General features: G+C 44.8%; 9 protein-coding genes and 1 pseudogene. 4 read left to right on the top strand and 6 right to left on the bottom strand.

The genetic code is table 11. The features are described from left to right. The first annotated feature begins 281 nt into the window (after positions 1–281). On the top strand, positions 282–752 hold the full coding sequence (locus CIK90_RS12595) for a helix-turn-helix domain-containing protein (RefSeq protein WP_094465689.1): 471 nt from the start codon (positions 282–284) through the stop codon (positions 750–752). Positions 753–1,183: 431 nt separating this feature from the next. Next, positions 1,184–3,007, top strand: a complete 1,824-nt coding sequence (locus CIK90_RS12590; RefSeq protein ID WP_094465687.1) for an SLC13 family permease — start codon at positions 1,184–1,186, stop codon at positions 3,005–3,007. A 1,122-nt stretch (positions 3,008–4,129) separates the two neighbouring features. Here CIK90_RS12590 and CIK90_RS12580 read toward each other — a convergent pair. From CIK90_RS12580 to CIK90_RS12555, 6 genes and pseudogenes are all read right to left on the bottom strand, one after another. Then, positions 4,130–4,684: pseudogene (locus CIK90_RS12580) on the bottom strand (iron-containing alcohol dehydrogenase); the annotation flags it as partial. A 100-nt stretch (positions 4,685–4,784) separates the two neighbouring features. Continuing rightward, positions 4,785–5,744 carry an SPFH domain-containing protein gene (locus CIK90_RS12575; RefSeq protein ID WP_094389677.1) on the bottom strand — a complete coding sequence of 320 codons (960 nt, stop codon included), beginning with the start codon at positions 5,742–5,744 and terminating at the stop codon, positions 4,785–4,787. A gap of 158 nt (positions 5,745–5,902) precedes the next feature. Next, entirely contained in the window at positions 5,903–6,745 is an 843-nt protein-coding gene (locus tag CIK90_RS12570) for a hypothetical protein (RefSeq protein WP_094389676.1), read from the bottom strand. 2 nt (positions 6,746–6,747) lie between these two features. After that, positions 6,748–8,022: a Na+/H+ antiporter NhaC family protein gene (locus CIK90_RS12565; protein ID WP_094465681.1), complete on the bottom strand. Its 1,275-nt coding sequence runs from the start codon at positions 8,020–8,022 to the stop codon at positions 6,748–6,750. 35 nt (positions 8,023–8,057) lie between these two features. Further along, a complete protein-coding gene (locus CIK90_RS12560) occupies positions 8,058–9,557 on the bottom strand; it encodes a UxaA family hydrolase (RefSeq protein WP_094389674.1) in 1,500 nt (499 codons plus the stop codon). 35 nt (positions 9,558–9,592) lie between these two features. After that, positions 9,593–10,663, bottom strand: a complete 1,071-nt coding sequence (locus CIK90_RS12555) for a LacI family DNA-binding transcriptional regulator (protein ID WP_094389673.1) — start codon at positions 10,661–10,663, stop codon at positions 9,593–9,595. 755 nt (positions 10,664–11,418) lie between these two features. Between CIK90_RS12555 and CIK90_RS12550 the strand changes: the two genes are divergently transcribed. Together CIK90_RS12550 and CIK90_RS12545 are read left to right on the top strand one after the other, a co-directional pair. Beyond that, on the top strand, positions 11,419–12,441 hold the full coding sequence (locus CIK90_RS12550; protein WP_094389672.1) for a sugar kinase: 1,023 nt from the start codon (positions 11,419–11,421) through the stop codon (positions 12,439–12,441). A 23-nt stretch (positions 12,442–12,464) separates the two neighbouring features. Beyond that, positions 12,465–13,133, top strand: a complete 669-nt coding sequence (locus CIK90_RS12545) for a bifunctional 4-hydroxy-2-oxoglutarate aldolase/2-dehydro-3-deoxy-phosphogluconate aldolase (protein WP_094389671.1) — start codon at positions 12,465–12,467, stop codon at positions 13,131–13,133. Positions 13,134–13,143 lie beyond the last annotated feature (10 nt).

Below are 13,143 nucleotides of genomic sequence, written 5' to 3'. Positions count from 1 at the left end.
TTTGAACTCGACTTTCGTAAATAACACAATAGTAACCATATAGTTAAGAAAAAACGCTAAAATCTTGCGGGATATCACTTTTAGTACTTGAAATTTTGGTTTTAAAATCAAAATCTAAAAACAACCCCTTCGATGCTTTGGAGTTTTAAATTCTGAATTTGAAAGCTATAATTTTAAAACGCAAATTCCTTCTACATTTGTTGTGTATCTCAAAAATTCTGTTTACCTTTGTAAACCGAATCCAAAATACTAATTTTGCACTAAAATCATACCTTATGGAGATGAAAGATCGCATCAGGCTCGTCATGGAAGAGCAGCATATGAGTCAACAAGTGTTCGCCGACTTCGTTGGATTGTCGGCTGCAACATTGAGCAGTATATTCAATGGACGTACCCGTCCTACCCTTAACATTGTCGAGGCCATCAAAAAGAAGATACCTGTTATAAACACCGACTGGTTGTTGATGGGTATCGGAGACATGCATATAGGTGCCTCTTCAGAACCTGTCGATAGCTCTTTATCAGCCACTTCCACCCCATCGGAGCCAACATTAGATTTTGATTCTGCAGTTCAAGATCGTGCAGAACCGGCTTATCAACATAGTTATTCACATGGTGTAAAAAGTACACGATTGGAATTTTCTGCATGTGATATGAAAAACATTGACAGACAACCGCGCAAGGTTACAGAGATTCGCGTTTATTATGATGATCAGACCTACGAGACCTTTGTACCTGCGAAATCGAAATGATGAGTGATTATTTATCAGTTTAAGTCCATAGAATATGTTATTCAAGTAGTGGCTTAAGAGATTTTATACGAATCATAACAGTCCCCAACCGATTGCTGCTAAGGTGTCGATTGGGGATTGGATTTTATCCCTCGTATTCTTGCGATGGCATATTTTTCTTGTATTCACGCTCTCTCCACGCTCTCTCCACGCTCTCTTCACGCGTGAATGATGCTCTCCTTCTTATGATTCTAACATAGGCCATTATTGATGTGGCATGAGGTACTTCGGCTTATTGTTTCCGATTATTGTGAATGTTGTTAGTCTATGTGTTGATAACAACCCTCAAAACATGTTAACTTTGGTTAATATTATGGTTGTAGCTTTATGGTATTTTCGTATGTCTTGTGATATTGTAGTATCTTTGTAGAATAACAAAATATAATAGATTCATGACCATAACTATAATTGTATTGATTATAACTATAGCCATGTTTATCTGGGGAAGGGTGCGTGGCGATATTGTTGCCTTATCTTCTCTCATGGTTCTTACTGCAACAGGTGTTCTAACAACAAGTGAAGCACTAAGTGGTTTTTCATCGCCAATTCTTATCATGATGGTGGGACTTTTTGTTGTTGGTGGAGCAATATTTCAAACCGGATTAGCTCAATCGGCAGGTAATAGCATTTCGAAAATGGCTAAAGGTAATGAGACCAGAGCTTTGATATATGTGGTATTGGCCACTTCTATTATTGGTGCTTTTGTGAGCAATACAGGAACGGTTGCTATTATGATGCCCATCATTATGAGTATGGCTGCAAGTTCCGGCATACGTTCGTCGCGTCTGTTAATGCCAGTTGCCTTTGCTGGTAGTCTTGGTGGTATGCTGACATTGATAGGTACTCCTCCTAACCTTGTTATTAGTGAAACACTTGAAGAGAATGGTTATGCTCCGTTGAAGTTCTTTTCTTTTTTCCCAGTTGGTGTTATTGTGATTGCTATCGGTCTGGCTGTATTGTTGCCAATGAGTTTGTTGCTCATTAAGAAGAAAGGCAAACATCAAAACGGTGGCAAAGGCAAGAGCGTTGATGATTTGGCAGTTCAGTATCAGCTTCATGAAAATATCTATAAGTATAGTGTAGGCAACAACAAAGGAGGATTGGCTGGCATGCGAGTGCAAGATTTGGACTTGCAGAATAAGTATGGATTGACGATACTTGAAATACGCAATGAAACGAAGAACGCGTTGGGCAAGGAAATCCGTCAGAATATGGCTTGGGCGGACACTATGATAGTGCAGGGTGACATCTTATATTTCTATGGCGACAAACAGGCAATGGAGACATTTGCCCGTGAGCGTCATCTTGTCAGCATGTCAACCGACCGACTTGATTTCTATGATATAGGCATTTCTGAGATTGTAGTACTTCCCACCTCGCGCCTTATCGGAACCCGTATCAGGGATTCCCGTCTGCGTGAGGATTACTCGGTCAATATTCTCAGTATTCACAGAGATAAGAAGTATATTAAGGAAGAACTCAGTGAACATCGCTTGCAAAACGGTGACATCCTGTTGGTGCAGGGTCAGTGGGAAAAAATCATGCAGATGAACCACGAAAATGAAAACTGGGTAGTATTAGGTCGTCCTGACAAGTTGATGGAGAGGGTTTCCCTTGATTACAAGGCACCAGTAGCTGCAGCTATCATGCTTTTGATGATCGTGATGATGGTGTTCGATTTCATTCCCATAGCGCCTGTGGTTGCGGTTGTGTCAGCAGCCTTGCTGATGGTTTTTGCAGGTTGTTTCCGAAGTGTGGATGCTGCGTATAAGACCATCAATTGGGAGAGCGTTATGTTGATTGCAAGTATGATGCCTATGTCAATTGCTTTGGAAAAGACGGGTGTGTCACAGATAGTGTCTGAAAATCTAGTAAGGAGTCTGGGAGCGTTAGGTCCTTATGCCTTATTGGCAGGTATGTATTTCACCACTTCATTGATGACTATGTTTATTAGCAATACAGCAACGGCGGTATTGATGGCTCCTATTGCCCTTACTGCAGCCCAACAAATCGGAGTGAGTCCATACTCATTCATGTTTGCCGTAACATTGGGAGCCAGTATGTGTTTTGCATCGCCATTTTCAACCCCTCCCAATGCTTTGGTGATGAAAGCCGGTCGATATACTTTTATGGATTATATTATCGTGGGATTGCCTTTGCAGATTATCATAGGCATTGTCATGACGATAATTCTTCCATTGCTTTTCCCATTTTGAGTTGATAGGTAAAAACAGTCCGCAGAAACGTTCCATTTCATGGCACCTTTTCTCGCCATGGCATAGTTCAAGTGAACTTAACTCTGCTCATTTGGCTTAACTTTCATATCATACTATTGCTTCCCTGTGTGTTCGGGTCATCATCGGGATATGTTCGGGTTTTGTTGTTTCATGATGTGATATTTTCTCGCTCTCAACATTCCCACATCGTGGTATTCTCCTGTTCTGTTCCTTGTTTCTCCCATCTTTGTCACATCATTGTCCGCTAAATATTGGGATTTAGTGCGGAGTCACTTGTGACTTACTTAGGAGTTGACTACGACTGTGTGCGGACGGAATGTTTTGTGCGATGAGTGATTCTCTCTTGAACCACGTTGCAAAGATACAACATCCCCAAAAAACAATCATACGTTTCTTGCGATTTGAGGACATTTTTATCAAAATGTTTACTACCCATAAATGAACTTGCTTCACAAGGCGGAAACCAGTTTATATGGCCTTGACGCCAAGGAGAGGGAAATCCTGCCACTTCATCACCCGATTGACAGATCGTTTTCGATAGAGAAAGAATCTCAATCACAGTTATCTCAATTATAAAATAGTCACATGAAAAACGAAACCCCTTCTTTATATACTTATAACTATTTAATAATCAATAATATATATATAAGAAAGTAAAGTTAGGGGGTATGTTTTTTTTAATTGAGAGAACTGAGATTGAGATTACGGCACAACAAGTAACAAGTAATTTAAATGATTAAAAAATTAATTATCAATGACTTACGATATTTTTAGTACTACCGCTCCAACGATGCCAAACACTGGTAGGGGCACTCATTTTATCAAATTTATCCTCTCCCAGGCGTCTCGTGAGATGCGAGAACCGCTTGTTCCGATGGTAATACCGGCCTTGGCAACTCACTTACATGAAGTCTCATTGATGTATTCGGACAACAAATATTATGATATCTGCGGACAAATGGGGCATTTGATAGGTCCTTCAGGTTTTGTAAAGGCCCTACAGAGACATCTTCTGGAGTCTATAATGCGCGCAAAAAAGAAGACCCTTCCTGCATATATGATAGAAGGGTCTTCTTAGTATGGCGTAAATGCTTGTAGCCATGTGCTTGTCAATTCTTGATTCATGATGGCAAATTTGCATCTGAACTCATCTACGCAATAGTCTTTTTTGAGCCAGCTCTCTACCTCATCATTGGTGATTACCGAGCCGTTGCTCATCTCGCTGCCAGCTGCGGGGATAGTCAGGATACAGCCGATAGGAAGATATTGTGTTGCGTGATCCTTGTGCTCGTATAGTGTCCATACATCACCTTGGTAGAATCGTCCAGATGATATGGCTTTGCAGGAGTCAATGACAGATCCCCCGCCTACGGCAAGGAGAAAATCTACATTTTCCTCCTTACAGAGTTCTATGCCCTTTCTTACGAGTGAAAGACGTGGGTTGGGTTTTACGCCTCCCAGTTTTACGTATGCTATTCCTGCTTCTGTGAGGATCTGTTCTACTTTCGCCAAGAGGCCAGAGCGTATGGCGCTTTGTCCGCCATAATGTATTAAAACCTTTGAACCTCCGTGTTTTTTTACGAGTTCTGCCACTTGGCTTTCTGTATTGCGACCAAACGCAACTTGTGTTGGAGCATAATAGTTGAAATTCTTCATATAGCTTGTTTTTTATAGTTTTTCGTATGCAAAATTACGCATTCCTGATGATTTTTCATCAGGAATGCGTAACTAATGGTATGTTCGTGTGAGGACTTCTTTAGTTGGATGCGCTGGTATTTACCACGGGTTGGGCAGCATCATCGCTACAGAGTACGACAAGCAGATTGCTCACCATCGCTGCTTTTTTGTCGTCGTCAAGTGTCATTACTCCCTCGTTGTTTAGTTTGTCGAGTGCCATTTTAACCATTGATACGGCCCCTTCTACAATCTTTTCGCGTGCAGCAATAATGGCTGTAGCTTGTTGGCGACGCAGCATCACGGCAGCAATTTCCGGTGCATAAGCCAGATAGTTGATTCGTGCTTCAATTACTTCTATGCCAGCCATCGCCAGTCGTTCGTCGATATGTGCTTCCAGTTGTTTGTTGATTTCATCGCTTCCGTCGCGTAGTGTCAGCTCTTGGGTGTTGTTGTTTTCGTTGTCATAAGCATATTGTCCAGCCACTTGTCGTAGGGCGGCATCTGCTTGAATGCTTACGAAGAGTTCGAAGGCGTTCATGATTCCTGCTGCGGTAGCGATTCCTTGTGTTTGTTGGCTTGCCATGGTCTGTGAGTCAATTTCAAACATGGCTTTATAGGTATCTTTCAGCTTCCATACCAGTACCATTCCAATCATTACAGGATTTCCCGTTTTATCGTTTACCTTAATGGGTTTCCCGTCAAGGTTACGTGCTCGGAGTGATAGTTTCTTTTGGTTTATGAAGGGGTGTATCCAATAGAAACCGGCCTTGGTGAAGGTTCCTTTGTATTTGCCGAAAAACATCAGGACACGAGCTTCTCCCGGTTCTACGAGGATGAATCCTCCTGCCATGATAAGCGAGAGTAGTATAAGAAGTCCTCCGGCAATACCGCTGGTGATGGAGCAGGCGAGTTCCCATTCTTCCATGCTGATGGCTGTAATGACTAATGCAATACCTCCGAAGAAGCATAACAGATTGAGCACGAGCATTATGATACCGTTGAGACACATGCCTGAGTAGTTGAATTCTTTAGTTTCCATATGATTAATTGTTTTTTAATAATAATATTTAATTGTGATCATTTCTATGGCGTTAACCTATGGAGATTCGTCGGTCGGTTTACCAAGATTGATGCAAAGGTATATATTTTTTTTCAGATTCGTTTACATCAAACGGAATTTCTGATATTCAGATTCGATTATTCTTCGATATGCGATAGGGAATGGATGAAGTTTCCCAAAAGATTGAATGGTGACTCTTGTGGGAAAACATACATGTATCTGAAGGAGTGTCTCACGTGCCAGATAAGAGAACTGGAATTGTTGGTGCCGACAAAGACATGGTCTCCTTGTGTGAAGTACCATTCATCGAGTTCGTTGCCTGAAATCTTCATGAATTCGCGTATCAGTTGCTGTGCTTCTTTGGGTGAAGATGCCTCTGCAAATGGGATATTGCCGGCATCGAAGTCGAAGAGACTGACCAATACGGAAGCTGTCAGACTGGCAACATGTTCCATGTAGAGTTGTGTTATCCATGAACGGATGTGTTCATAGTCGATGTTGTCGCGTGTGGTTCGTAGATAGATGGCCAGTTCTACGAAGCGCCGTAGATGTATGCCTTGTGTGAGTAGGTTGCGCGAGATTCCTACCAACCGTAGCATGAAAGCCTTAGTAGCTTGCAGGCTTTCTATCGATATTTCCTTTTCAGCTTGTTGGAGCAGTCGGCGCAGTTTTCTGTTGAGTAGGGGATTGGACAACCGTTGTTCTTCGGTTTCTTGTTTGTCGATATCGGCTTCTGCTTGCTCTGAAACGGCATGAATAGTTGCTTGTTGCCAGTTGGCCAATAGACTTGCGTCAAGACGTAGGAAGAAGTCATCGGCAGACTGTCGTATTCCGTCAAATACCCATGGTGTAATATCATGGATTTGTGCAAAGACGAGTGCGCGTTCCCATTTCCATGCCGACATGGGTTCAAGCGTCAGATGCTCGTTGAAAGCCCCTTCGCGTAGCAGACGGATACAATTGCGCTGGATGATGTTCATAATCAGGATACGTGTTTAGGATAACGCAACAAGATGGCGAGTAGGGCAGTAAAGCCGATTGCCATTGGATAATAGAGATAAGGCAGAATGCTGATGGGGTTGAGTGCAGCCAGTCCTGCAGCCATTAGCATTTGTGCTCCATAGGGTATAAGTCCCTGCATCATGCATGAGAAGGTGTCGAGTATGGATGCGCATTTCCGGTTATCTACTCCGAAACGGTCGCCTATTTGCTTGGCAATACCTCCTACGGTAATGATTGCCACGGTATTATTGGCTGTACAGAGGTCAACGAGCGATACCAGAGCGGCGATAGCGAGTTCTGCTCCCCGTTTGGTGTGGATATGACGCGTCATGCGCTGGATAAGGAAGTCTATTCCTCCCTGGTGTTTGATGATTTCCAGCAGGCCTCCTGCCATCATGGTGATAATGATGAGTTCACCCATTCCCATGATACCTTGCCCCATGGATCCCATCCATCCGTAGAAGTCAAACGATCCGTCGATAAGGCCTATGGCTCCTGTGAGTGCGATGCCCAGCGTGAGTACTGCCATGACGTTCATTCCGCAAACTGCTGTCAGCAGAACGACGAGGTATGGTATAACCTTTAGTAGCGATACTGGTCCTACCTTTTGTGGTGCCTGAGTATGGAGTCCCATGACCACATATATGGCGAGGATAGCGATGGCTGCAGGAATGACGATATAGGAGTTGACTCGGAATTTGTCTGAGAGTCTGCAACCTTGGGTTGAGGTAGCAACAATTGTCGTGTCGGATATGAATGAGAGGTTGTCGCCGAAGAACGAACCGCCAACTACGACTGCCACCATGAGTGGTAGTGCTGTACCGGTCTGACAGGCAACGCCTGCTGCAATAGGGGTCAGGGCGACGATTGTGCCTACGCTTGTTCCCACAGAGAGCGAAATGAAGCAAGCCGCCAGAAACAGTCCTGCCAGCAGCATGTTGGCGGGCAGTAGTGTAAGTGCTAAATTGACGGTAGCGTCGATAGATCCCATGGCCTTTGCGCTATTGGCAAAGGCTCCTGCCAAGATAAAAATCCATATCATCAGCATCATCTGTCCTGTTCCTGCTCCTCGGCTGTAGATGTCTATGCGTTTGCGTAGTGGGATTCCTCCTGCCATAATGACCGCATAGATAGAGGCCACCATGAAAGCCACGGTGATGGGCACTTTGTAAAAGTCACGAGCAATGATACTCGTGACTAGATATAGGACGATGAACACCAATAGTGGTGATAGTGCGATGATGCCTTTTTTCACGATTGTGTTACACCTTTTTTGTGATTATATTTTTATTATAACGTAACTCCATTTTTGAAGATGGATATTTCGCGATAGCCATGTTCTTCGTTTCGTGCCTGTTGTCCGCTTGCCACAGCCAGTACTTTGTCGATGAATTCAGGCAGCAGTTCTTGCATGGTGCGTCCTTCTATGAGTTGTCCGGCAGAGAAATCTACCCAATGTGGTTTGTTTTTTGCCAAAGTGGGGTTGGTGGCAATCTTCATGGTGGGTACGAAAGTGCCGAATGGTGTTCCGCGTCCGGTAGTGAAGAGTACGATATGGCAACCGCTGGCAGCCAGAGCGGTAGATGCAACGAGGTCGTTTCCTGGTGCAGAAAGCAGGTTGAGTCCGTCGTGTTGCAGTCGGTCTCCGTATTCCATGACGCCGCTCACAGGTGCTTTTCCGCATTTTTGTGTGCATCCTAATGCTTTGTCTTCGAGGGTGGAAATGCCTCCTGCTTTGTTTCCTGGGCTTGGGTTTTCTCCTACGGGTTCTCCGTGTGCGAGGAAATACTCTTTGAAGTTGTTGACCATAGAAACGGTTTGCTGGAAGAGTTCTGGAGTTTTGCAGCGGTTCATGAGAATGGTTTCTGCTCCAAACATTTCAGGAACTTCTGTCAGAACGCTTGTTCCGCCTTGTGCTACGAGCCAGTCGCTGAATTCTCCCACGAGTGGGTTGGCTGTGATTCCGCTGAATCCGTCGCTACCACCGCATTTCAGTCCGATGCGGAGCTTGCTGACGGGTACGTCAACGCGCTTGTCTTGACGTGCGTTTTGATAGAGTTGGCGTAGTTCCTGCATGGCGGCTTCTACTTCGTCTCCTTCAACACGTTGTGTGACAAGCAGTTTGATGCGGTCTTTGTCGTAGTCTCCCAACATAGCCATGAAGTCTTCGGGTTGATTGTTCTCACATCCGAGACTGAGTACGAGTACACCACCTGCATTGGGGTGTAGGCAGATGTCGCGTAGCACTTTTCGAGTATTCTCGTGATCGTCTGAGAGTTGTGAGCATCCGAAATTGTGGTGCCAAGTCCAAATGGCGTCAATACCTTCGCAGTGGGTTTCTGCTTGCAGTCTGTGTGCCAGTTGTTCTGCAATTCCGTTGACGCATCCCACGGTCGGAACGATCCATATTTCGTTTCGTACGCCTACGTCGCCGTTTTTGCGTAGATAACCTTTGAAGGTGCGGTGTTCGTCGGCAATATTGAGTGTTGCATCAACGGGTTGATAGGTGTATTCAAGTGTTCCGCTGAGGTTTGTTTTCAGATTGTTTTCGTTTACCCAGTCGCCTGCTTTTAGGTCAGTCTTTGCATGTCCGATAGGGTAGCCGTATTTGATGATGTCTTCGCCTTGTTTCACATCCTTGATGAGCACTTTGTGTCCGGCAGGAGTGTCTTGATTGACGAAAATCTGTTGGTCGTCGATTTCGATGATGTCGCCTTTCTGTTTGGCTTCGAGACATACTACAACCGAGTCGGCTGGATTGATTTTGAGATAAGTCTTGAGTGGTTTCATTTTGTATAGTAGTTTAGTTTGTTTTCTGAAGCTGTTTATCCGATGTTGTTACGTCGGTAGAAGTCGATATTCTCCTTGGTGAGGAGTTCGATGGGCATATAATTGATGGGTTCCACCTTTTTTTTCAGCACGATGGCTCGGAAAAGTGCATCGACACAGGTGTATCCTTGCATGAATCCATGCTGTGCGATAAGAAATGAGATGCTTCCCTGGCGTACGCATTCAGCATTCTTGGGCACCATGTCGTATCCCATAATCTGCACGTTTCTTCTGTTGGAGCGTAGTAGAAATTCTCCTACCAGATGTGCCTTCGAATTAAAGGTGATGCAATGGTGTATGAGTGGATGCGAGGTGAAGAATTCTTCGAGAATATCATCGTATTGTTCGCGTTCGGTGTCGAGTGACAGGTTAACTTCTGTAATCGTTACATCAGGGAAATGGTCGTGCATGTAGTGTCGGAATCCCGTTTCTCGGTTTTCTTGTTGTTTTGATGCCACGTTGCCGTTGCGCATTTGTTTCATCAGCATGATTTCTGTCTCGTGAGGAGCGAGCATCATGAGCATGCGTGCTGCAAAATATCCGCTGGAGAATGAGTCTTGTCCGAAGAATGTCAGCGGTTTGAGGTCCGGCATGTATGAGTCGAGTAGTACGAATGGAATCTGCCATTGGTGAATCAAGTCGCAGTATTTGCGCATGACGTCGATTTTTGTCGGCACCATGATGATGCCGTCTGGTTCTTCCTTGAGACATTCGTCCATAACCTTTTCAAAAGTGTCTGTCGCAAACCTATTGTAATAGAGCAGTTTGACCGAGACTCTGAAGTCACGGAAGCGTTCGCATGCTGCCAGGGTGCCTTCTTCCACTTCGTCCCAATATGCTTCCGATTCGTGTTTGGGAAGGATGCAAAAGAATTGGTACGACTTGTTGTACGCCAGTGCAGAGGCATACATATTGGGCTTGTAGTCCATTTCTGCTAAAGCCTTTTCTACTTTCTCGAGTGCGCTTTTCGACACGTTGGGACGCTTATGGAGCACCCTATCGACCGTGCCGACGCTGACGCCAGCACGTTCGGCAATATCCTTGATCCTTATTTTGCCTGTATCCATAGTTGTTGCAAAGGTAATGTAATTCGCTCAAAATACAAAAAGAAAACTCGTTTTTCTTTGTCTGTTTCTTAAGATGTAGTCTGTCCTTGGTATCAGAAAATGGCATAATAGTATCATGTTTGGTTGTGGAGGAGGGATTGAGTGGTTATATATTACCGATTTTTAGCCTTTGCTCTCGGCTTCTGGATGCCTTGACCTTTGGTCGAGCCATTTTCGCCTCGGCATAGTCTTAAAGTAAACTTAAGCCTTTGCTCTCGGCTTCTGGATGCCTTGACCTTTGGTCGAGCCATTTTCGCCTCGGCATAGTCTTAAAGTAAACTTAAGCCTTTGCTCTCGGCTTCGGGATGCCTTGGGAATGGCTTCGGGATGTTTACAAGCGATAAGTCCTAAGTGAGTCCTAAGTAAGTCCCAAGAAATAACAGACGATAATGGGAGTTTGATGGTAAGAAATGAAGAGTGGCAAGCTGTGGCGGAATCATGCGAAAGTTGTATAAAGGTATTGTGGATGTTCTGAAGAAATTCTATCAAGTGCTGAAGAAACTCTGAAACATATATATAAAATAGGTGTATGATAACCAATACGGAATAGCATGACTCTTATAGTCTGTTTCTGCCGTCTTTAGGGGCAAAAAAAGGTCAGACTAAAACGTTTACGGCATATTTAAATCGAAAAAACAGTATAGAATTTGCACGTTTGAAATTTAATATGTACTTTTGCAAACAAAATATCAAACAGCAGATAATTACTAAAACAAATGGCAAAAATCGTAACATTGGGCGAAATTATGCTTCGCCTGTCACCCAACGGCAACGACCGTTTCATTCAGAGTGAATCATTCCGCATCATCCCCGGTGGAGGTGAGGCTAATGTGGCAATCTCAGTGGCCAACTATGGTCATGAAGCCTATTTTGTCAGCAAACTGCCCAAGCACGAGATTGGTCAGATTGCCGTTAACGCACTGCGCCGCTATGGCGTGAATACCGAATTTGTGGCTCGCGGTGGTGACCGTGTCGGTCTTTACTATGCAGAGACTGGTGCTTCTATGCGCCCATCAAAGGTTATCTACGACCGTGCCAACAGCGCTATTGCCGAGGCTGATGCATCCGATTTCGACTTTGATAAAATCATGGAAGGTGCTCAGTGGTTCCATTGGTCAGGCATTACTCCTGCCATTTCTGACAAAGCTGCCGAGCTGACCCGTCTGGCTTGTGAGGCTGCTAAGCGTCACGGAGTGACCGTTTCTGTTGACCTGAACTTCCGTAAGAAGCTCTGGACCTCAGAGAAAGCAATCTCTATCATGCGTCCACTTATGCAGTATGTTGATGTATGTATTGGTAACGAGGAAGACGCAGAACTCTGTCTCGGATTCAAACCCGATGCCGATGTAGAAGGTGGAAAGACCGATGCTTCAGGTTATGAGACTATCTTCAAGCAGATGAAGGAAACTTTCGGCTTCAAATATGTAGTATCTACTCTTCGTGAGTCTTACTCAGCAACCTTCAACGGTTGGAAAGCTTTGATCTACGATGGCAAGGAGTTCTATCAGTCGAAGCGTTATGAGATCAACCCCATCATCGACCGCGTAGGTGGTGGCGACTCATTCTCTGGTGGTCTGATCCATGGTCTGCTCACCAAGAAAACTCAGGGTGAAGCCCTTGAGTTTGCAGTAGCTGCTTCAGCTCTGAAGCATACTATCAACGGCGACTTCAACCTTGTAAGTGCTGACGAGGTAGAGGCTTTGGCTGGCGGAAATGCCAACGGACGTGTTCAGCGCTAATCATTCTAATCATAGCAATCATTATGAGTAAATTTGATAAGATAGCCGTACTGAAGAAAATCGGCGATACAGGAATGGTTCCTGTATTCTACAATAAAGACCTTGAGGTTTGTAAGAATGTGGTAAAAGCCTGCTACGAAGGTGGTGTCCGTGCATTCGAATTTACCAACCGTGGCGATTTCGCCCACGAGATTTTTGGTGAACTCGTGAAATGGGCTGATAAAGAGTGCCCCGAACTGGCTCTCGGTATCGGTTCTGTAGTTGACGCTCCCACAGCAGCTCTTTATCTGCAGTTGGGTGCCAACTTCGTGGTTGGTCCATTGTTCAATCCCGAAATTGCTCCCGTGTGCAACCGCCGCCTTGTGCCTTATTGCCCAGGCTGCATGACAGTCAGCGAAATCGGTAAAGCCCAGGAACTGGGATGCGACCTGACCAAGGTGTTCCCTGGCGATGTGGTAGGTCCCAACATGGTAAAAGGTCTGAAGGCTCCAATGCCTTGGTCAAAAATCATGGTTACAGGTGGTGTGGCTCCAGAAGCCGAAAACCTCAAAGCATGGTTCAAGGCTGGCGTCTATTGCGTAGGTATGGGCTCGAAGCTCTTCCCCGCTGACAAGGTAAAAGCCGGCGACTGGCAGTATGTTACCGACAAGTGCAAGGAAGCACTTGGCTATGTAGCCGCTGCTCGCGCATGATGACTCACTC

Source organism: Prevotella sp. P5-126 (assembly GCF_002251185.1).
Lineage (GTDB): Bacteria > Bacteroidota > Bacteroidia > Bacteroidales > Bacteroidaceae > Prevotella.
The sequence above is the reverse complement of the archived record's forward strand: the minus strand, read 5'-3'. Positions and strand labels throughout refer to the sequence as shown.